We start from the raw sequence: 21,647 nt of genomic DNA, 5'->3' as shown, positions 1-21,647 counted from the left end.
CGACCGGCCATCCGCTCAGGCGCTAGCTGACAACAACGGTGCCACACGCGCGATCAGGCCCGTCCGGTCTGTTCGATTCTCCAGCACCAGTCGCGCGCGATGGCGCTCGGCGACCCGACCGACAATCGACAAGCCCAGGCCGCTGCCTTGCCCGACCGCCTCGTCACCGCGATAGAACCGCGTGGTGACCTTCTCAAGTTCATTCGGCGCGACACCGGGTCCGGTATCGATCACTTCCAGTGTCACGCCGCTGCTACCGCTCGACAGCCGCACATCGACGGCACCGCCCCGCGGCGTATGACGAAGCGCGTTGTCGACAAGATTCGCCAACAGCATGGTGAGGCCGGTGCTGGCGTTTCCATCAATGCAGACAGCAACGCGAATTCGCGGGGGAGAAGGTCGACCGCCTGCCCATCGAGCGAAACCGTGTGGGCGGAAGGGTCCAGCATCAGCGTGCCGTGCACGTAGAGCGGTGCAGCCTGTCCGACTCGGCGACGGCCCAGTGCTCTGACCCGGGCGGCCAGCTCGTCCAGTTCGAACGGTTTGACCAGATAGTCGTCGGCTCCGGCATCCAGCCCCTGCACGCGATCCGTCAGGGCGTCGCGGGCCGTGAGAATCAGGACGGGAGACGTGCCACCGGCCTTGCGATAGCGTTTCAGGACTTCGATACCGTCCTGTTTCGGCAAACCCAGATCGAGAAGCACCAGCTCGTAGACGGCGTTGCCCAACGACAATTCCGCCGCCCGACCATCGGACGCCCAGTCCACGGCATGTCCTTCGCTACGCATGGCGTCCTGCACCGTTTCGGCGATCATCGGGTCGTCTTCGACCAGCAGTAGTCTCATCCCGTAGCTCCCCCAAACGCCAACAAGCCGCGAATCGATAAACAGGCATTCTGCCACCGCTTTCCTTAGGGGATGCTTAACCGGCAGCCGTCGTGTCGCACACGGTCAATGCGCCCGCTTGTATGGCTTGCTTAAGCAGTTCTTAAGGCACCGCTTTTTAGAATCGGCCCCAACGTCACCACTCCTTGCCGTTGGAGGCCCAGATTGCTATCCAGACCCAGTCGTATCGTCGTTGGTTCGACGCTATTGAGCGCTGTATTGCTCGGCGGCTGCACGATGTATCGTGCGGTGCCTCTGCCGACGCAGCCGGATGCCCCGTCGAGCGTCAGCCGCATTCCCATCGATGCCGCTACGTTGCGCTCATTGCATTTCCCCGCGCTGGCGGCGCACCACTTCGATCCGTCGGACGGTCTGGACAGTGTCGAGGTGGCCATGCTCGCCGTCTCGAACAATCCCGACCTGAAGCTGGCACGCGACGACCTGGGGATTGCCCACGCGCAGTCCTACGCCGCTGGGCTACTGCCCGATCCGCAAGTGGGGATATCGAGCGATTACGTGACCCCGGGGGGCAGTAATGCGACGCGCGCGTTCAACTACGGCATCACGATGGATCTGATGGCGATTGCCTCGATTCCCGGGGCGAAAGCCGTGGCGGAACACAACGTCGGTAAGCTCGATCTCGGACTGCTCTGGCAAGAGCAGCAAATCATCGCTCAGGCCCGCCGCCTGTTCGCGAAGGTCTGCATTCAGGACGAACTGCTGCCGTTGGCGCGTCAGGCGAGTGAGCTGGCGCAGGCACGCTATGAGACCTATCGGGAGGCAGTCAGCGCAGGCAATCTGACATCGGATAACGTCAGCGCAGCGCTGACTTCCGCGCAGGATACCCACAAGCAATACACCGACTTGCAGCATGCGGATCTTCAGGCGCATGCCGATCTCAACGCATTGCTAGGTTTGTCGCCGGAGACGGAACTCACGCTCATTGGCGGTGCGCGGGATGTTGCGGCGTCCGACGTCGCACTGGATGAGGCCGTCGGCCATCTCGCACAACGTCGCGCCGATTTGCTGGCGCTGGCACAAGGTTATGCAGCGCAGGACGCACAGTACCGCCAGGCCATTCTCAAACAGTTCCCGAGTCTGACGGTGGGTTTTGTCCGAGCGCGTGACACCTCAAACGTCTACACCTCAGGCTTTCAGATCAATCTGAGCCTGCCCATCTTCAATCGAAATCAGGGCAACGTCGCCATCGAATCCGCGACGCGCACCCGGCTGCATGACGAGTACCAGATTCGTCTGAATCAGGCCTATGCCGATATCGCCCGGTTGCGCGCGGATCGCACGATTTCGCGCACGCAGCTACGCGACGTCGAAGGCGTGCTTCCCGGTCTGTCGCAAGTGAGCGCCGACGCAACCCGCGAGTTTCAAGCCCGCAATCTCACGCTCACCGCCTATACCGACAGCCGTCTGGCGTGGTTGGCAAAGTCCATCGAGGCGTTGTCACTGCGTGAGGCCGTCGAAGAGCAGGACATCACCATCGAAACACTGGCCGGACTGGCCATGGTGTCCGACAGCACTCCGTCCAAGGAATCCAATCATGAACAGAAATAAACAAGCGGCCGCGCGTCGCTGGGCCAGCGCACGCCCGCAAATTCTCTCGCTGGGGCAGGCCGGCGTACTCGGTCTGGGTTGTCTGCTCGCCTCGTTTAGCGGCAGCGCAGCGGCAGATGCGGCCACCGTCTCGGTGACGGCGTTACCGGTCAGGCAAGCGGTGATTGCGCAACCGGTCAGCGCGTACGGTGCCGTGTCGGCGTCCGGCGCGGCGGTTCAGTCCGTCACGCTGCCCTATACGGTGCGGATTGCGGCGCTTCGCGTCGCGCCCGGTCAGCGGGTTGCCAAGGGAACGCCGCTGATGGACGTAGTAGCGGACGCTGCCGCGACCCTCGCTCGCGATCAGGCCAGTACGGCGCTGGCAGCGGCCCGTCGAGACCTGGCGCATACGCGCGCGCTTTACGACACCCATCTGGCGACGCAATCGCAACTCGACGCGGCGCAAAAATCGCTGGACGACGCCGTGCAGGCCGAGGCGGTTCAACAGCGTGTCGGCGCGACGAACGGAACGCAAACGCTGCGCGCGCCCTTTGACGGCGTGGTCGTCCAACTGAGTGCGGGGCAGGGCGATCAGGTTGCAAGCGGAGCACCGCTCGGCCTGCTGGCCCGCGACGCACAGCACGCTCAAGTGCCGAACCTTGTCCTGAACGTCGAGCCATCGCTCGCGGCCAGTATTCACCCAGGGGACGTGGTCGAGGTCCGGCCGGTCTCCGCCAATCTGACGGGCGGTGTCGTCACCGGACGCGTCGCCACCATCGGTGCCGCCATCGATCCGGTCACGCAAGCCGTGGTTGTGACGGCGCATGCGCCTGCGAGCCCGGGCCTGATTCCTGGAACGCGCGTAAGCGCATCGATCCAGACGCGACCGGCGCAACACTGGGTTGTGCCGCGTAGCGCCGTGCTTCGCGACAAGGACGGCGCGTATCTCTTCCAGATCGACGGCTTGCACCGTGCGCACCGAATCGCGGTGCGTCCGGAAGTCGACGCCGGGGAGAAATACGGTGTCGACGGCGATCTGCTCAAAGGGGCACCGGTCGTCGTGGCAGGCAACTACGAGTTGACCGAAGGCATGACGGTGACCGTCGCAGGAGACCACTGATGAGTTTCGTGCAATGGATGCAGGCGCACCGGCGCTCGTTGCTGTTCGTCGTGTCGATGATCGCGATTGCGGGCGCACTCATGTCGACGCAGTTGCCGATTTCGCTGTTTCCGGACGTTGCGTTCCCGCGCGTCGTCGTGTCACTGGACGCCGGTGATCGCCCCGCCGAGCAAATGGCGACGCTCGTCACCATGCCGGTCGAAGAGGCGCTGCATCGTGCGCCGAACGTGCGCGGCGTGACGTCCCGAACGAGTCGCGGCAGCGCCGAGATTGCGGTGAACTTCGACTGGGGCACCGACATGGCGTTGGCCACGCTTCAGATTCAGTCGGCCATCGCAGAGACGTTGCCCTCGCTACCGGCTGGGACGTCGACGCGGGTGCGGCGAATGGACCCGACGGTGTTTCCCGTCATCGCCTATAGCCTGACGAGCGCGAAACGCTCGCCTTCGGAGCTGTACAACCTTGCCCAGTATCAGTTGCGCCCGCTGCTGTCGGCCGTAGCCGGGGTGGCGAGAGTCGAGGCCGCAGGCGGTGCGCAGGACGAGCTTGAAGTCACTGTCGACCCCCTTCGGCTCGCCGCCTACAAGCTTGCGATCGGTGATGTAGTCAAGGCGGTCGGGGCAAGCAACGTGTTGCTCGCGAGCGGTCGGCTCGAAGATCACGACAAGCTGTATCTGGCTATCGCACACGCGTCGCTGACGTCGCCGCAGACGCTTGCCGGGGTGGTCGTGGCGAACACGCCGGGCGGACCGGTCCATTTGTCGGACGTCGCGAACATCTCGCAGGGGACCGTTCCGCAATGGCTGCGTGTCACCGCCAATGGCCGCGACGCCGTGCTGCTCAACATCTACCAGCAGCCGGGCGCCAACAGTGTGGCGATTGCGCGCGACGTTCAGGCAAAGCTGGTGGACTTCAAGGCGCAGTTGCCGTCGGACGTGAAGCTCTCCAACTGGTACGACCAAAGTGAGCTTGTCATCGCGTCTGCGGCCAGCGTTCGCGACGCCATGCTCATCGGCGTCGTGCTGGCCGCCTTTACGTTGCTGCTGTTTCTGCGGAACTGGAAAATCACTGCCATCGCTGTGGCGCAAGTGCCTGTCGTGATGGCGGCAACGTTTCTGGTGCTCCATCTATTCGGCATGGGACTCAACATCATGACGCTGGGCGGCATGGCGGCGGCCGTCGGTCTGATCATCGACGACGCCATCGTGATGATCGAGCACATCGTGCGGCGCATGCATGAGCATGGCGCAGAGAAGTTTCACGGCCGGGTCATGGCGGCGGCGCTTGAGTTCACGCGACCGCTTGCCGGTTCGTCGGCAGCCACGCTGATCATCTTTGTGCCGCTGGCCTTCTGACAGGCGTCACCGGTGCGTTCTTCAAGGCGCTTTCCGTCACGATGGCAAGCGCGCTCTTTGTGTCGTTCTGTGTGACGTGGCTGGCGATTCCGCTGCTTTGCGATCACTGGCTGACGGCAAAAGACGCCCATGCGGACAGCAGCGGCAAGATTGCGCGATGGGTCGACGCCCGCTACACACGTGTGGTGAGAGGGCTCACACTGCGCCCGTCACGCATGCTGCTCGGGATTGTCCCGCTCGCGGCGGCTGCCGCATTCGCGTTCACGCAGGTTGGCAGCGGCTTCATGCCGAGCATGGACGAGGGCGGCTTCGTGCTGGACTATCACACGGCCCCGGGCACATCGGTGACGGAGAGCGATCGACTGGTGCGCCAGATCGAGCAGATCGTTCAGTCCAACCCGAATGTGCAGACGTACTCGCGACGCACCGGGACAGGGCTGGGCGATGGTCTGGGTGAGCCGAATCGAGGGGACTTCTTCGTGCGGTTGAAGTCCGGCGGCAGGCAACCGATCGATACCGTGATGAACGACATTCGCACACAGGTGGAAGCGAGGGTGCCCGGCGTGAGCGTTGAGTTTGCTCAACTGATGGAGGATCTCATCGGCGATCTGACGGCGGTGCCTCAACCCGTGCAAATCAAGATTTACGGCGACGATCAGGCGGTGCTGGAGGCTACGGCCCGCAAGGTCGCGGGGGCCCTCGCGCACGTGTCGGGCGTCGTCGATGTGAATGACGGGATCAATCCGGCCGGTGACGCGCTCGACATCCAGATCCAGCCCGACGCGGCGGCCGCGCAGGGTGTCGATCCGCAGTGGGTGGCCCAACAGGTTTCTGATCTGCTGGCAGGCAATGTGGCGACGACCTATCAGGTCGGCGTCAAAGCCATGGGGATTCGCGTTCAGCTGACCGGTGCGAAGGCGCTGACCGATACTGGGCTTGCCCAATTGCTCCTGCGCGCACCCGACGGTCATCTGTTTCCGTTAGACCGCGTGGCCAAACTTGTCCCGGTCACCGGACAACCCGAAATCGAACGGGACAACCTGAAGCCGATGGTGGCGGTCACGGCGCGGATCAGCGGGCGCGATCTCGGCTCGGTAATCGGCGATGTGAAGCAGATGCTCGGCACGCAGCCGTTGCTTCCCAAGGGCACCTACTACGCGCTGGGCGGGCTCTACGAGCAGCAGCAAATCGCGTTCCACGGTCTGATGGTCGTGTTCGGGGCGGCCGTCGCACTGGTCTTTGCGCTGTTGCTGTTCCTTTACGAGCGATTTCGTGTGGCGGCCGCCGTGCTGGCCATGCCGATGCTGGCCGCTGGTGCGGTATTCGTCGGCTTGTGGGTGACCGGCATCGAGTTGAACATCACGGCGATGATGGGGATGACGATGATCATCGGCATCGTGACGGAGGTGGCGATCTTCTATGTATCGGAGCTTCAGAGCCTGACGCGGGAGGGCATGCCGCTGGAAGAAGCGCTGATTGTCGCCGGGCAGAATCGACTTCGTCCGATTGCAATGACGACGTTGGCCGCGATCCTTGCGCTGCTGCCGCTGGCGTTTGCCATCGGACAAGGCTCCGCGATGCAGCAGCCATTGGCGGTGGCCATCATCGCGGGCCTTATCGTCCAGATGCCGCTGGTCCTTCTGGCGCTGCCCGCATTGCTTAAGGCTGTTCTTCGTCCCAAATCGCAATGACGACCGTCCAGGCTTGAGTGTGCAGTCCCGGAGGAAATTGCCTCGTGGGTTTGCCGCAATGGATGGCGTTCAGTGCGGGACCTGCAAACGGTGCGCTGTGATCGGCATGAGTCGCGTCACTGCGCACCGTTTGATGATTCAGCGGTTCAGATTCTCCCGCTCACCAATTCGTTTCCCGCTCCGGCGTCGCCGTGATCTTGTGGATTGAGAGGTCGGCGCCGTAGTACTCCTGTTCGTCGTCGAGTCGTAATCCTGAGACGCGTTTGATGACCCCATACACGAGGTAGCCACCGGCGAAGGCGATCGCCACGCCCATCACCGTGCCGACGATCTGTGCGACGAAGCTCACACCGCCGAGTCCACCGAGCGCCTTCTGTCCGAAGATGCCAGCCGCCAGCCCACCCCAGATGCCGCACACGCCATGCAGCGGCCACACGCCAAGCACGTCGTCGATGCGCAGACGGTTCTGCGTCACCGTGAACAGCCACACGAACAGACCGCCAGCGACCGCACCCACGACCAGCGCACCGAGCGGGTGCATGACGTCCGACCCCGCACACACGGCAACGAGTCCCGCAAGCGGCCCGTTATGGATGAAGCCCGGGTCGTCGCGTCCCACCCACATGGCAACCAGCGTGCCGCCGACCATCGCCATGAGCGAGTTCACGGCAACGAGCCCCGAGATGCCACCGACGCGCTGGGCGCTCATCACGTTAAAGCCGAACCAGCCGACGATCAGAATCCATGCGCCAAGGGCCAGGAACGGAATCGACGACGGCGGATGCGCGGCGACCTGCCCCTGACCGTTGTAGCGCCCGCGTCGCGCGCCGAGATGCAACACCGCCGCAAGACCAATCCATCCCCCCACCGCATGCACGACGACCGAACCTGCGAAATCGTGGAAGGGCGCGCCGAGCGTTTGGGTGAGCCAGTCCTGAATGCCGAGATGCCCGTTCCACGCGATGCCTTCGAAGAAGGGGTAGATCACGCCAACGAGGAAGAACGTGGCCACCGACTGCGGATGAAACTTGGCGCGCTCGGCAATGCCGCCAGACACGATGGCCGGGATGGCAGCCGCGAACGTCAGCAGGAAGAAGAACTTGATCAGCGCGTAGCCATTGTGCTCGGACAGCACCGTGGCGCTCGACCAGAAGTCCACGCCATAGGCGAGCGGATAACCGATGAAGAAATACGCGAGTCCCGAGACGGCGAAGTCCGTGAGGATCTTGACCAGCGCGTTGACCTGATTCTTCTTGCGGACAGTGCCAAGCTCGAGAAACGCGAAACCGGCGTGCATGGCAAGCACCAGGATCGCGCCGAGCAGCAGGAACAGCACGTCGCCGGGTGTATTGGAATTGGGCATGAATGTGCTCTTTTGGTGCAAACGTGAGAAGAAACGAAGATATGCAAGAGCGATGCCAGGAATCGCTAGCGCATTGATATCTATGTGAGTTTTATCTGGTGATGTGACATTCGGTGCTTCATGGTGCACGGTCGTGGTGCCGCAAACCGACGCCGCGGGCGTTCTTCGTGCATGCGGACATTGCGGATTGTGGAAAAGCGGTGAAAGGCTAGGGGACGTCACACGCGATGCGTGTCACCGGCACGCGGTATAGAATCCATCAGCAAAACCACGGACCCATCTCTGAGGAACCCCATGATTTTTGAAATCGCCCAGATCGAAGTGAAGCCCGGCAAGGAAGCCGAGTTCGAACAAGGTGTCGCCAAGGCCGCGCCGCTGTTCAAGGGATCGAAAGGCTGCCACGGCATGCGCCTGCTCAAGTCCATCGAGCAACCGACGCATTACAGCCTCGTCGTGACCTGGGAAACGCTCGAAGACCACACCGTTCACTTTCGCAACTCGGAAGCCTTCCAACAATGGCGCGCGCTCGTGAGCGATTGCTTCGCCGCGCCGCCGAACGTCGGCCACGTGACGGAAGCGCTGATCGGTTTCTAAGGCAGGAGCGGTTCTGCGTCCGATCCAATCGGAGCGCAGCCGATGAAGCGGTGATGGAGCCAGTCTCCACCACCGCTTTTTCTTTTTAGCGGGACGACTAGGGTTAACGCGATATGAGGCAATAAAAGTTTTCAGATAACATGCAAACCAGAAAAGAATTGAGCGACAGGAACGGATGACCACCAAGCCCAGAACCCTGACCGAGCAGGTCGCGCAGCAACTACAGGAAGCGATCCGGCAGGGCGTCTATCCCGTCGGCACCCGGCTGCCGACCGGCAAGCAACTCTCCGAATCGTATGGCGTGAGTCCGGCGGTGATCCGCGAGGTGACGGAGCGTCTGCGTGCGCAGGGGCTGATCGACAGCCGTCAGGGCGCAGGCGTGACCGTGAAGGCGCGTACGCCGCAAAGCGGTTTTCAGGTGCCCGTCGGGCAGGATGCGGCCGATCTCGCGAGCGTCTACGAATTGCGTCTGGATCTGGAGAGCACGGCCGCTGCGCTCGCCGCCGTTCGTCATACCGACGACGACATCCGTCAGCTCGAAACGATCCTCGGCAAACTCGAAACACATCTGTATCACCCGGAGAACGGCGTCGAGTTCGATACCGCTTTTCATGCCGCCATCGCGCGCGCGACGCACAACCGCTATTACGCCGACCTGTTGCAGTACCTGAATCTGCAAATCCGGCAGGTCGTGCAGGCCGCACGCACGAATACGTTGCGCCACGAGGGCCTCGCGGCGCAGGTGCATCAGGAGCACGTCGCCGTGTTCGATGCCATTAAGGCGCGCGATCCGATGCGCGCGCGTGAGGCGTCGCTCTCGCATCTGTTGAGTGCCTCGGGGCGTCTTGGCCTGACGCTTCCCGGGCGCGACATCATTACCGGCGCGGTTGCGCCGAAGCGCCATTGATCTGCGAGCCGCCGAGCTATCGTCAGATGCCATCCCCTACACCGTAACCCCCGACGCGTGACCTTATGACCATCACCGCTTTCGCTCAACGTCTGATCGACGCCGTCGGCGCCGACAGCGTTTTCACTTCCACTGAGGACGTCGCACCGTGGCTCGCCGACTGGCGTGGCATGTATCGCGGGCACGCGCAGGCCGTCGTGCGTCCGCGCTCGACGCAGGACGTCGCCAAGATTCTTGCGCTGTGCCAGAGCACGGGCACCCCGGTCGTCCCGCGCGGCGGCAACACCGGACTGTGCGGCGGCGCCACCCCGGACAAGTCCGAGCAGAACGTGGTGCTGAGCCTCGACCGCATGAACGCGGTGCGCAGCCTCGACACCATCGCCAATACCCTCGTAGCCGAAGCGGGATGCATTCTCGAAGACCTGCAACGCACGGCGCGCGACGCGAATCGTCTGCTACCACTGAGTCTCGCGGCCGAAGGGTCGTGCCAGTTGGGCGGCAATCTCGCGACGAACGCGGGTGGCGTGAACGTGGTGCGCTATGGCATGACGCGCGATCTGGTGCTCGGTGTGGAAGCCGTGTTGCCGAATGGCGAGATCCTTCACGGCCTGCGCACGCTGCGTAAGGACAACACCGGTTACGACCTCAAGCAGTTGCTCATCGGCTCGGAAGGCACGCTCGGTGTGATTACGGCGGCGGCGCTGCGTCTGTACGCCCCCACGCCGGTGCGTCAGGTGGTCATCGCCGCCGTCACGTCGCCGCGTCAGGCGCTCGAACTTTATGAGCTGCTGTTCGCCGAATGTGGCCCGCGCATGCAGGCGTTCGAGTTCTTCACCGGCGAGTGCGTCGATCTGGTGATGGCGCATGTGCCGGGCGTGCGTGCGCCGTTTGGTGAGCGTCACCCGGGCTACGTGCTGGTCGAGCTGGCCGATACGGCAGACGAACAGGCCCTCGGGGCATTGCTCGAACGGGTGATCGAGGCCGCTATCGAGCGAGATCTGTGTGCCGACGCCGTGGTGTCGTCCACGCTGGGTCAGGTCGAAGAGATGTGGAAGTTGCGCGAGGAAATCTCCGAAGCGCAACGTGCCGACGGCCCGCACCTGAAGCACGACGTCTCGCTGCCCATCGAATCGATTCCCGAGTTCATGACGAGCGCTGAGGCGCGGGTGCGACGTGTTTGTCCGCAGGTGCGTCCGTTCATCTTCGGCCACTTCGGCGACGGCAATTTGCACTACAACCTGTCGCGTCCGGCAGGTGAGGCGACGGATTTCATGGCAAAGCACGGTGAGGCGATCACGGCCGAAGTGCTCGACGAAGTCGCGCGCTTCGGCGGCAGCATCAGCGCCGAACACGGTATCGGACAGCTCAAGCGCGACTATTTCGCCAAGTACAAATCGCCGCTCGAACTGCGCCTGATGCGCGAGATCAAGGCCGTGTTCGATCCGGCCGGGATCATGAATCCGGGCAAGCTGCTGTAACGATTTTTCGCATCGCGGACGCCGGACATCGGCGTCCGATGACGTTTTCCCCTGAGGAGTCGACATGACCGCAACTTCCGCCGCCGGTGCGCCGCTGTGTCTGGGCCCGCTGCCGGAGATCGATCCGCCCACGTTCGAAGTGCCCTTTGGCGCTGTCGACACGCACGCACACGTGGTCGCCGCGAGCGACGCGTATCCAATGGTGCCCGAGCGCAGCTACACGCCGCCGCCCGCGCCCGAGGACAAGTACCTCGCGATGCTCGACGCGACGGGCATGACCTATGGCGTGCTGGTGCAGATCAGCGTCTACGGCACCGACAACCGGTACATGCTCGAAACGCTACGCCGTCACCCGGATCGCCTTCGTGGCATTGCGGTGGTGTCGCCGGCCGTCACCGATGCCGAGCTGGAAGCGATGCACGCAGCGGGGGTGCGCGGATTGCGCATCAACGTGCTGTTCGGTGGTGGCATCGGCTTCACGGCGATGGAAACGCTCGCGCATCGCATCAAGGATCTGGGCTGGCATATGCAGTTCCTGATGGACGTGAATGCGCTGCCCGAACTCATGCCGCGCATGACGTCGCTGCCGGTGCCGGGCATCGTGGATCACATGGGTCATACGCCCGTGGCGCAGGGACTGAATTCGCCGGGCTTTTCGGCGTTGCGCTCGCTGGTGCGCGACCACGGTTACTGGGTGAAGCTCTCGGGCGCGTACCGGATCAGCGAACGTTTCCCGACGTTCGACGATGTGACGCCGTTCGCACAGGCGCTCATCGAAGATGCCCCCGATCGCATGGTTTGGGGCAGCGACTGGCCGCATGTGTCGCTCACGCGCATGCCGAACACCGGTGCGTTGCGTAATCTGCTGCCGCAGTGGGCACCGGACGCCGAGACACGTCGGCGCATTCTGGTGGATAACCCGGCACGGCTGTACGGCTTTCCGAAAACGATCTGATTTCCGATTTGATTGCTTTACCCATTCCCGGCGCGCCTAGCGCTCATGAAGTCCAAGAGGTTCAGGAGGAGACAAGATGGATTGGTATCGCCAGATGAACAAGACCGAGCGGCACACGTTTATTGCCGCGTTCGGCGGGTGGGCGCTCGACGCGCTCGACTTCATGGTGTTCACCTTCGTGATCTCGACACTGATCACCGTGTTCAGCATCGACAAGGGACAAGCCGGCATGCTGGCGACCGTGACGCTGCTGTTCTCGGCCATCGGTGGCTGGCTTGCCGGGGTGCTGGCCGACCGTTACGGACGGGTGCGTATCTTGCAGGTCACGATTCTGTGGTTCTCCATCTGCACGGTACTGATCGGCTTCGCACAGAACTTCGAGCAGATTTTCGTGCTGCGTGCGTTGCAGGGTCTGGGCTTCGGCGGCGAGTGGGCGGTGGGTTCGGTGCTCATGGGCGAGATCGTGCGCACCGAGTATCGCGGCCGCGCCGTGGGGACGGTGCAAAGCGGCTGGTCTATCGGATGGGCCGTGGCGGCGCTTTGTTATACGGCGTCGTTCTCGTATCTGCCGGAAGAGTATGCGTGGCGAGTGCTGTTCTGGATCGGTGTGATTCCGGCATTGTTCGTGCTTTTCATCCGAAAGAACGTGCCTGAGCCCGAACTGTTTCAGCGCACGCGCAAACGCGAAGATGCCGCAGAAAAGCGCACGTCGGCGTGGACGATCTTCTCGCCGGAACTGATCAAGACGACGGCACTCTCGGCGCTGCTGTGCACGGGCGTGCAGGGCGGGTACTATGCCGTGACGACGTGGTTGCCCACGTTCCTGAAGACGGAGCGCCACCTGTCGGTGATCGGCACGGGCGGCTATCTGCTGGTGATCATTCTCGGTTCGTTCATCGGCTACCTGACGGGGGCGTATCTGACCGACCGTCTGGGGCGTCGCGCGAACCTGCTGATTTTTGCCGTGCTCTCGGGCGTGAGCATTTACGTCTACACACAGCTTCAACTGAGCAACGACCAGATGCTGATTCTCGGCTTCCCGCTGGGATTCGCGGCGTCGGGCATTTTCAGCGGCATGGGCGCGTATCTGACGGAGCTGTTTCCGTCGGCGGTGCGTGCGAATGCGCAGGGCTTCGCGTATAACTTCGGGCGCGGCATCGGCGCCTTGTTCCCGAGTCTGGTGGGCTATCTCGCCAAGACGAGCGGTCTGGGCTCGGCCATCGGGATGTTTGCCGGTGGCGCGTACCTCGTCGTGCTGATCACCGCGTTCATGTTGCCCGAGACGAAAGGGCGCGAGATCGAGTAAGTTCGCGAGCAACTTCGCAGCTCAGTTGGCTGAATTCGCAAGACAGTTTTCGTATGTTCGAGGACGGCCGTTGCCGTGGTGTCGGCAGGCCGTCCGGTTTTTTTGATTCAAGGGAGTTCCGCATGAAGATCCTGGTACCGGTCAAACGGGTAGTGGATTACAACGTAAAGGTTCGCGTGAAGAGCGACGGCAGTGGCGTCGACATCGCGAACGTGAAGATGTCGATGAATCCGTTCGACGAAATCGCGGTGGAAGAGGCGGTGCGTCTGAAGGAAGCGGGCGTGGCGACGGAAGTGATCGCGGTGTCGGCGGGCGTGGCCCAGTCGCAAGAGACGCTGCGTACGGCGCTGGCCATCGGTGCGGATCGCGCGATTCTCATCGAGTCTGACGAAGAGTTGCAGCCGTTGGCTGTGGCCAAGCTGCTCAAAGCGCTGGTGGACAAGGAGCAGCCGCAACTGGTGATCCTCGGCAAGCAAGCGATCGACGACGATTCCAACCAAACGGGTCAGATGCTGGCGGCACTCGCTAAGCTGCCGCAGGCGACGTTCGCCTCGAAGGTGTCGGTGGCGGATAACCGTGCACAAGTGACGCGCGAAGTGGACGGCGGTCTCGAGACCGTGTCGCTGGCGCTGCCTGCGGTGATCACGACGGACCTGCGCCTGAACGAGCCGCGTTACGTGACGCTGCCCAACATCATGAAGGCGAAGAAGAAGCCGCTGGAGACCGTGAAGCCTGCGGATCTGGGGGTGGATGTGAGCCCGCGTCTGAAGACGCTGAAGGTGGCCGAGCCGCCCAAGCGCAGCGCAGGGGTGAAGGTGGCGGACGTGGCAGCGCTCGTCGACAAGCTCAAGACCGAAGCCAAGGTTATCTAAGGGAGACGACGAGATGAGCATTCTGGTCATTGCAGAACACGACAACAACGCTATCAAGTCGGCGACCCTGAACACGGTGACGGCAGCGCTGCAATGCGGCGACGACGTGCACGTGCTGGTCGCGGGCAGCAACGCGAAGGCAGCAGCTGACGCCGCTGCGCAGATCGCCGGTGTGAAGAAGGTGCTGCTCGCAGACGCCGCCTACTTCGGCGACGGTCTGGCTGAGAACATCGCGGACGAAGTGGTGTCGATTGCAGGCAACTACTCGCACATCCTGGCCCCGGCCACGGCGTACGGCAAGAACATCGCCCCGCGCGTCGCAGCGCTGCTCGACGTCGCGCAGATTTCGGATATCACGAAGGTCGACAGCGCGGACACTTTCGAGCGTCCGATCTACGCAGGTAATGCGATTGCGACGGTGCAAAGCGCCGATAAGGTGAAGGTCATCACGGTGCGCTCGACGGGCTTCGACCCGGCGGCGGCCACGGGTGGCAGCGCTGCGGTGGAAAGCGTCGCAGCGACGCCGGACGCTGGCGTGTCGCAGTTCGTGGGCCGTGAAGTGACGAAGCTGGACCGTCCTGAGCTGACCTCGGCGAAGATCATCGTCTCGGGTGGCCGCGGTCTGGGCAGCGGCGAGAACTATACGAAGGTGCTGGAGCCGCTGGCGGACAAGCTGGGTGCGGCGCTGGGCGCATCGCGTGCAGCGGTCGATGCCGGTTACGTGCCGAACGACTATCAGGTTGGTCAGACGGGCAAGATCGTCGCGCCGCAGTTGTATGTGGCTGTGGGCATTTCGGGTGCGATTCAGCACTTGGCGGGCATGAAGGATTCGAAGGTGATCGTGGCGATCAACAAGGATCCGGAAGCACCGATCTTCTCGGTGGCGGACTACGGTCTGGTGGGCGATCTGTTCACCGTCGTGCCGGAACTGACGGGCGCGCTGTAACGCGTTGGGCTGCGGGAGTCGCTCCCGCAGCCGATTCGGATGAAGACGTGTGCAAGTGCGCCTTCATCCGAATCGGACATCTCGAACGGCAAACAGGGAACAGCGATGGACAAAGTCGATTGCGTCGTGATCGGCGCGGGCGTGGTGGGACTGGCCGTCGCGCGAACGATGGCCATGGCCGGACGCGAAGTCGTCGTGCTGGAGTCCGAGCGTGCCATCGGCACGGGCACGAGTTCGCGCAACAGCGAGGTCATCCACGGCGGCATCTACTATCCGCCCGGCTCGCGCAAGGCGACGCTGTGTGTCGAGGGCAAACACCGTTTGTACGAATTTTGCGCCTCGCACGGTGTGGAGCATCGTCGCTGCGGCAAGCTGATCGTCGCGACGACCGACCATCAGGTCGCTGAGCTCGAAGCGATCGCCGCCAACGCGCGCGCGAGCGGGGTCGACGATCTTCAGTGGCTGACGGCGGCGGAAGTGGCACAACGAGAGCCTGCGCTGCACACGTTTGGTGCATTGCTCTCCCCGTCGACGGGCATCGTCGACAGTCATGGGCTGATGCTCGCTTTGCAGGGTGACGCGGAGAACGCAGGTGCGATGCTGGCCTTCGAGGCGCGCGTAACAGGCGCTCGCGTGGGCAGTGCCGAGGGCATCGAACTCGATGTCGAGACCGATGGCGTCACGTCGACACTGCTCGCCAACACGGTCGTCAATAGCGCGGGCCTGTACGCTGTCGATATCGCTCGTCGCTTCGATGGGCTGGCGTCGGAACACATTCCTCAGCGGTATTACGCGAAGGGCAGCTATTTCACCTGCGCGCAGCGTGCGCCGTTCACCCATCTGATTTATCCGGTGCCCGAGCCGGGCGGACTGGGCGTCCACCTGACGCTCGATCTCGGCGGTCAGGCGCGTTTCGGTCCGAACGTGGTGTGGGTGGACGAGATTGACTACACGGTGAATTCGTCCGACGGCGACGGCTTCTACGCCGCAGTGCGACGCTATTGGCCGACGCTGGCGGATGGCGCGTTACAACCGGGCTATGCGGGAATTCGACCGAAGATCAGCGGACCGGGTGAGCCGGCAGCGGACTTCCGGATCGATGGACCGGCGGTGCATGGCGTGGCGGGGCTCGTCAATCTGTTCGGCATCGAATCGCCGGGTCTGACGGCGTCGCTGGCGATTGCGGAGGCTGTGCGCGCCGCATTGGACTGATGGCCTGACTCCCTGAGGAGAGACGTCAGGCGACAAATCGCGAGATGGGCCGCCCGGCCACATCTCGCTCATGTCTGCTATCTGGCTAACCCCGTGATGCCTTCCCGGCGGCGCCGCGAACGTTGCGCGGCAATCCTGCCTGGGGACATCGTGACATCGATGGATTCGATCTGGTGTGCGGGTCGGCACACCGACGACCCATCAGCGCCACTCGACACCCATTACCGCACGGCGACCGGCGGCTTCCACGAAGCGGGGTTCGTCCAGAACACACCACGCAGTCGATCGGTGTCGCCACACGGCGTGCTGCGTGCCGGTTTGCTGATCTGACCTGCACAGGCGCTGATATCGCGGCCCGATTGTTGCAGGCGTTTCAGAATCGTATCGAGCATGCCCGATTCGCGCCATTCGTTCAGTTTGCGACGGCAGGTCGGCACGGAGGGGTACTGCATGGGCAGCTTGGACCAGCTCTCGCCAGTGAACAGCACCCACAAGACAGCATTGGTCAGCGTGCGCTGCTCGACTTGAGGGCGGCCGCGTCGTTCCGTACGGACCGGTCGGTCGCAAATCAGATCACGCAGGGCGTGCCATTCAACGTCGCTCAGTTCATTAAACATAACACCTCGACCCAAAACAAACGGAGGCGCCGCAGGGGGCGAGTCCGGGTTTCGCGATCTAGTAAGAACCGGTGCAATCTGGTGCGTACTTATCGTCAAAACTCGGCCAAGGCGGCGTCGATCCCCGATGCTGGAAATACAAGCAACAAGCATGCCAGGACATCGGGTTCTCTTTTGAAGAACGCCGCGGGCGGGTCGAACCACACTGCGAAGGGAGCGTTTAACCAGCAAAAAAACGCCCACTTGGCAGGTGGGCGCAGCTCCTGAGTGGCTATTGGGATAGGCAATCGCAAAAGCGTCAGGAGAAAAGGAATACGTGCCTTTTGGCCAGTCCGGATCGTTTGTTGTTCTCGGCTCGGGCCACGGTGTCTCGCTCCACATGCGCCAGCTTGTCAAGCTTGCAGCCGCAATCATGACAAAAACCGCGAGTCGACGCGCTTCGGAATTACCCCCATTGCGGTGCATGCCGCCGGACGCGGGCGTCGGGCCCCGAAATCGCCCGAAAGCCCGCCCCGCTTGCCCTGGATGGGTGCCAGCCTGCGCTTGCATAGGGCATGGTGTTTCGAGAACGGGCGCAACCAAGCGCAACCGTCGCGATACCATCGGCGCAACTCCGTCTCGCGTGGTGAGAAAGTGGCCCGGTCGACTCATGGTCTTCCGTCATGGTCGGGTGGCGGGACCGTAGCCTATAATGTGCGCCTTCCATGAATATCGTCTATCGGCTGCGCGGAACCGCCGCACACCGGTCGGCGCCATTGTGCGCAAACGGCATGAGCAACGACAGCGATAACAAATATTCGGTCCCGGGCCTGGAGCGCGGTCTGCGGATCCTCATGACTTTTTCGGCGCGCGAGCCGGTGCTGGCAGGGGCGGACCTTGCCCGTCGGCTGGATATTCCACGCTCGACGGTGTTCCGTCTGTTGCAGACGCTGGAAGCCGAAGGCTTTATCGAGAAGGCGGGCGACGACCGTCATTACCGACTCGGTGTGGCAGTGCTGCGCCTCGGTTTCGAGTATCTGAACTCGCTTGAGCTGACGGATCTGGGGACGCCCGTCATCGAGAAGCTGCGCGACGCGACGGGCTTCTCCAGCCACATCCTGATTCTCGATCAGCGCGATGCAGTGTTCGTCGCAAAGGCGGCCAGCCGCGAACTGGTGTTTGGTACGGTACGCGTGGGTACGCGTCTGCCCGCTCATGCGACCGCCGTCGGGCACATTCTGCTCGGCGACTATTCGTTGCCGTCGCTCAAGCAGCTTTATCCGGAACGCAAGCTCGAAGCCTACACGGCGCATACGCCCACCACGGTCGATGCGCTCCACCGCGTGGTGCAGGAAGACATCGCTCGCGGTTACAGCATGAGCCAAGCCTTCTTCGAACAGAACATTTCGACGATCGCCGCGCCGGTGCGCAATCATCGAGGGCAAATTGCCGCCGTTATCAGCGTGACGATCCCGCAGGCACGCGTCGAAGCCGACCTGCTCGAGAGCGGCATTGTCGAGAAGGTGGTATCCGCAGCCGATGAACTCTCTCATAAGCTGAATTACCGCTCCGAGCGCACTGGTGTTGTGCCGCTCGGCGGGCATCCGTGATGTAACCCGACGGTCCCCAACCCTACGGTCCCCAACCCTACGGTCCCAAATCCTCCCCGCCCTTAATACCCCCCGGGCAGCGCCAATCCCCGGCCCCCTGACTCCGTTCCACTACCTTTAAGTCACTGCGTCAGGGGGCCGGGGATCGTCGCCACTCATACGCCCCGTTTTTCTCCGCCCCCGCTTCGTTGCGCACTTCGTCGCGCTTGTCTCGCCATCTTCTGATCGACCCCGCCCGGACGTCGCAGTCGTGCCTTTCCCCTATTTTTTCCCGCAGACGCGCGTCACCTTTGTCATTAGCATTTGCGCAACATCAATAAATGCTTACTTATTTTCTGCTTGTCTCACAGTAGCCACTTCGACATAATTGTCTCACCTATTAATCATTGTTTCATAGGTAAGACAATAACGATGCGGCAGCCGGGACGTTGGGAATAACGTCGAGCGTGCCGGCAAAGGGCGTCAATAGCCCCGGGCATCAGAGGCAAACAGGAGTGGATGGTGAAGAGACGCAGTATCGGCGCAGCCTGCCTATTGGCATGCGTTGGCGCGGCACATGCCGCTGGTAATTCATTACAGATTTACGGGACGGTCGACGATGGCCTCACTTATGTGAGCAATCAGGGCGGCGGACGTCTGTTCAAAATGGACGCCGGGATCGGTCAACCCGACCGCTTCGGCATTAAGGGACGCGAGGATCTCGGGGGCGGTCTCGCCGCTATCTTCCAACTCGAACAGGGCTTCAACACGAGCTCCGGTGCGCTGATCAATAGCGGCGTCGAGTGGAATCGTCAGGCGTGGGTCGGTCTCGCCAGCGATCGTTTCGGCACGGTATCGATCGGGCACCAGACAGACTTCATGCAAGACGTCTCGATCCGCTTCTCGAACGGCTTCTGGCAGCACAATCTGTATGCCTATCACCCCGGTAACCTCGACAATCTGGCGAACTCGTCGCAGATCGATAACGCAGTGAAGTGGAACAGCACGAGCTTCCACGGACTGACGGGCGGTCTGATGTACGGTTTCGCTGGCGGCAATGCCCAAGGGCGCACGGCCGGTGCCTACGTGAAGTACGACAACGGCGCGCTGTCGATGGCTGCCACTTACGTGAGCATCAATAAGCGGACGTTCGATTTCTCGTCGCGTCTCGGCATTTCGTCGATCTTCGGTCAGTCGGCCCTTTCCGCCACGAAGCTGTTCCAGTCGGATGCTGTGAACAACACGGGCATCGGCGCTTCGTACCGCATTTCGTCGCGCTGGAACGTGCACGCGCTCTATACGCGCAGCGAAGTTCGTGCGCCGGGCGGCTCGGGCAACATGTTCAACTACGACGTGGGCACGGAATACCGCGTCACGGAAGCAAACGCGTTGACGCTGGGCTATTCGTACTCGTCGTTCAACCACACGCACTACAACCAGATCGAAGCGGGCGACCTGTATTCGTTCTCGAAGCGTACGCAGTTGCAGGCACAAGTGACGTACATCGGCGCGACGGGGAATAACCACGCCGCGTCGTATCCGATCGGCGCATCGAGCAATCACGATCAGATGCTGCTGCGCGTCGGGATGTATCACAGCTTCTGAGGTAGCGGCTAAGCCTCGATATCGTCGGTATTGTCGGCGCCGAATTCGTTCGGTGCCGACGATGTCGGCGATGTTGGTGATTGCAGGATTTTCGGTGGCGTTCGTATGAGGTCGCCGCCCATTATGAGATTCAACATGTCAGTTTCTCTGCCCCCCACATCCTCCCAGCGCCCCTCGCGTGTGCGCTACTGGATGCTCTTTCTGGTCTTCGTCGGCACGGTCATCAATTACGTCGACCGCGCCAATCTCTCGGTCGCCGCCCCGATGCTCAAGCAGGAGTTCGGTCTTGGGCCGGTCGAACTGGGCTTCATTTTCTCGGCGTACGCATGGACCTATGTGATCGCCAACATTCCCGGTGGCTGGGTCATCGACCGCTTTGGCACGCGCGCGATCTACGGTGTGGCCATCCTCAGTTGGTCGGTGCTGACGTTCATGCAAGGCTTCACGTCGCGCTTCGCCACGCTCTTCGGTATGCGGCTGGGCGTGGGCATTGCAGAAGCCCCGACGTTCCCGGTGAACAACCGCGTGGTCTCGATCTGGTTCGCTCAACGTGAGCGGGGTGTGGCCACGAGCGTCTACCTCGTCGGCCAGTACATCGGCATGGCGGCGCTCACGCCGGTGCTGTTCTGGATTGCACACACGTGGGGTTGGCGCGAGATTTTTTACGCGACGGGTCTGCTGGGCATCGTGTGGGCTGGTGTCTGGTTCGTCGGTTATCGCGATCCCGACAAGTGCGCGTGGGTCAACGCCGCAGAACTCGAACATATTCGTAGCGGCGGGGCGCTCGTCGAAGTGAAATCGGCGGAACCTGCGACGGCGCAGAAATTCCCGTGGCGCAAGCTGCTGGCGCTGTTTCGTAATCGCCAGATTATCGCGATATGCGTGGGCAAATTTGCGTCGCTCTCGTCGCTGTATTTCTTCCTGACGTGGTTCCCGACCTACCTGATCACCGAACGTCACATGACGGTGCTCAAGGCCGGTGGCATGACGTCGGTGCCGTTCGTCGCGGCGTCCATCGGCGTGGTGTGCGGTGGTCTGCTCTCGGACTGGTTGCTGCGTCGCGGCGTGGCGGTCGGTACGGCGCGCAAGACGCCTATCGTCACCGGTTTGCTGCTGGTGCCGACGATGTCGCTCACGGTACTCACGGACGCCAACTGGCTCGTCATCGCCATCATGTCGTTCGCGTTCTTCGCGCAAGGCGTGGCGTCGGCGTCGTGGTCGCTCGTGGCAGACATTGCCCCGAAGGGCATGGTCGGCATCACCGGCGGTGCGGTGAACTTTGCCGGTAACCTCTCGGGCATCATCACGCCCATCGCGATTGGCTTCATCGTCAAAGCGACAGGCTCGTTCGGCTGGGCCCTCGGTCTCATCAGCATCTTCGCCATCGCCGGGGTGCTGTGCTACCTGCTGTTGCTCGGCGAAGTCAAACGCATCGAACTGGACGACGATGACGATGACGGCAAGGAAGGTCAAAGTGCTGCCGTGACCGGGAAGGCCCGCGCGGCCTGAGATCGCCACCGTCGTCCGTTTGGCGGATGATGGCGGCACCGACTGGTCCGCCATCGAATTGGCCATTCACGGATCGCGGCGGACAGTGCGGAGCAGGTCGGTTCAGGGGAGATCGTT

At 62.6% G+C, this 21,647-nt stretch carries 17 protein-coding genes and 1 pseudogene; 14 read left to right on the top strand and 4 right to left on the bottom strand.

From position 1 onward, the window contains the following. Positions 1 to 15: 15 nt before the first annotated feature. Both PCO31010_RS19360 and PCO31010_RS19355 read right to left on the bottom strand, forming a co-directional pair. Positions 16 to 336 carry an ATP-binding protein gene (locus PCO31010_RS19360; protein WP_150665703.1) on the bottom strand — a complete coding sequence of 107 codons (321 nt, stop codon included), beginning with the start codon at positions 334 to 336 and terminating at the stop codon, positions 16 to 18. Beyond that, complete coding sequence (locus PCO31010_RS19355; RefSeq protein ID WP_150665702.1) at positions 243 to 845, bottom strand: response regulator; 603 nt, start codon at positions 843 to 845, stop codon at positions 243 to 245. Before PCO31010_RS19355 ends, PCO31010_RS19360 begins: the two co-directional genes overlap by 94 nt. Positions 846 to 1,049: 204 nt before the next feature. On the opposite strand from PCO31010_RS19355, the gene PCO31010_RS19350 reads away from it, so the two are divergent. The 3 genes and pseudogenes from PCO31010_RS19350 (at position 1,050) to PCO31010_RS19340 (ending at position 6,598) form a co-directional block, all read left to right on the top strand. Further along, positions 1,050 to 2,453 (top strand): TolC family protein, encoded by a 1,404-nt coding sequence (locus PCO31010_RS19350; protein WP_246184688.1) that lies wholly within the window; start codon positions 1,050 to 1,052, stop codon positions 2,451 to 2,453. Then, the gene (locus PCO31010_RS19345; RefSeq protein WP_150665701.1) at positions 2,440 to 3,552 is read left to right on the top strand and encodes an efflux RND transporter periplasmic adaptor subunit; all 1,113 of its coding nucleotides are present in this window, start codon (positions 2,440 to 2,442) and stop codon (positions 3,550 to 3,552) included. Before PCO31010_RS19350 ends, PCO31010_RS19345 begins: the two co-directional genes overlap by 14 nt. Then, positions 3,552 to 6,598 (top strand): annotated as a pseudogene (locus PCO31010_RS19340) (efflux RND transporter permease subunit). The gene PCO31010_RS19345 and the pseudogene PCO31010_RS19340 overlap by 1 nt, the downstream one beginning before the upstream one ends. Before the next feature lie 160 nt (positions 6,599 to 6,758). Here PCO31010_RS19340 and PCO31010_RS19335 read toward each other — a convergent pair. Further along, the gene (locus tag PCO31010_RS19335) at positions 6,759 to 7,961 is read right to left on the bottom strand and encodes an ammonium transporter (protein ID WP_150665700.1); all 1,203 of its coding nucleotides are present in this window, start codon (positions 7,959 to 7,961) and stop codon (positions 6,759 to 6,761) included. A gap of 294 nt (positions 7,962 to 8,255) precedes the next feature. Here PCO31010_RS19335 and PCO31010_RS19330 point away from each other — a divergent pair, with 294 nt between their 5' ends. The 8 genes from PCO31010_RS19330 (at position 8,256) to PCO31010_RS19295 (ending at position 16,231) form a co-directional block, all read left to right on the top strand. Then, on the top strand, positions 8,256 to 8,555 hold the full coding sequence (locus PCO31010_RS19330) for an antibiotic biosynthesis monooxygenase family protein (RefSeq protein WP_039399708.1): 300 nt from the start codon (positions 8,256 to 8,258) through the stop codon (positions 8,553 to 8,555). Between the two features lie 175 nt (positions 8,556 to 8,730). Next, entirely contained in the window at positions 8,731 to 9,462 is a 732-nt protein-coding gene (locus tag PCO31010_RS19325) for a FadR/GntR family transcriptional regulator (protein WP_150665699.1), read from the top strand. 65 nt (positions 9,463 to 9,527) lie between these two features. Further along, on the top strand, positions 9,528 to 10,940 hold the full coding sequence (locus PCO31010_RS19320) for an FAD-binding oxidoreductase (RefSeq protein ID WP_150665698.1): 1,413 nt from the start codon (positions 9,528 to 9,530) through the stop codon (positions 10,938 to 10,940). Between the two features lie 64 nt (positions 10,941 to 11,004). Further along, complete coding sequence (locus tag PCO31010_RS19315) at positions 11,005 to 11,895, top strand: amidohydrolase family protein (RefSeq protein WP_150665697.1); 891 nt, start codon at positions 11,005 to 11,007, stop codon at positions 11,893 to 11,895. A 76-nt stretch (positions 11,896 to 11,971) separates the two neighbouring features. Further along, complete coding sequence (locus PCO31010_RS19310) at positions 11,972 to 13,201, top strand: MFS transporter (RefSeq protein WP_150665696.1); 1,230 nt, start codon at positions 11,972 to 11,974, stop codon at positions 13,199 to 13,201. A 122-nt stretch (positions 13,202 to 13,323) separates the two neighbouring features. Further along, positions 13,324 to 14,073, top strand: coding sequence for an electron transfer flavoprotein subunit beta/FixA family protein (locus PCO31010_RS19305; RefSeq protein ID WP_150665695.1), 750 nt, complete (start codon positions 13,324 to 13,326; stop codon positions 14,071 to 14,073). 13 nt (positions 14,074 to 14,086) lie between these two features. Beyond that, positions 14,087 to 15,019 carry an electron transfer flavoprotein subunit alpha/FixB family protein gene (locus tag PCO31010_RS19300; protein WP_150665112.1) on the top strand — a complete coding sequence of 311 codons (933 nt, stop codon included), beginning with the start codon at positions 14,087 to 14,089 and terminating at the stop codon, positions 15,017 to 15,019. A 105-nt stretch (positions 15,020 to 15,124) separates the two neighbouring features. Further along, positions 15,125 to 16,231: an NAD(P)/FAD-dependent oxidoreductase gene (locus tag PCO31010_RS19295; RefSeq protein ID WP_150665694.1), complete on the top strand. Its 1,107-nt coding sequence runs from the start codon at positions 15,125 to 15,127 to the stop codon at positions 16,229 to 16,231. 221 nt (positions 16,232 to 16,452) lie between these two features. Here PCO31010_RS19295 and PCO31010_RS26685 read toward each other — a convergent pair whose 3' ends face one another. Beyond that, positions 16,453 to 16,848, bottom strand: coding sequence for a transposase (locus tag PCO31010_RS26685; RefSeq protein ID WP_039399697.1), 396 nt, complete (start codon positions 16,846 to 16,848; stop codon positions 16,453 to 16,455). Positions 16,849 to 17,618: 770 nt separating this feature from the next. Between PCO31010_RS26685 and PCO31010_RS19285 the strand changes: the two genes are divergently transcribed. From PCO31010_RS19285 to PCO31010_RS19275, 3 genes are all read left to right on the top strand, one after another. Next, a complete protein-coding gene (locus PCO31010_RS19285) occupies positions 17,619 to 18,437 on the top strand; it encodes an IclR family transcriptional regulator (protein WP_150665692.1) in 819 nt (272 codons plus the stop codon). Positions 18,438 to 18,935: 498 nt separating this feature from the next. Then, entirely contained in the window at positions 18,936 to 20,021 is a 1,086-nt protein-coding gene (locus PCO31010_RS19280; RefSeq protein WP_150665691.1) for a porin, read from the top strand. A 135-nt stretch (positions 20,022 to 20,156) separates the two neighbouring features. Then, a complete protein-coding gene (locus PCO31010_RS19275) occupies positions 20,157 to 21,530 on the top strand; it encodes an MFS transporter (protein ID WP_150665690.1) in 1,374 nt (457 codons plus the stop codon). Positions 21,531 to 21,647: the final 117 nt, after the last annotated feature.

Source organism: Pandoraea commovens, assembly GCF_902459615.1.
Taxonomy (GTDB): Bacteria; Pseudomonadota; Gammaproteobacteria; order Burkholderiales; family Burkholderiaceae; genus Pandoraea; species Pandoraea commovens.
The sequence above is the reverse complement of the archived record's forward strand: the minus strand, read 5'-3'. Positions and strand labels throughout refer to the sequence as shown.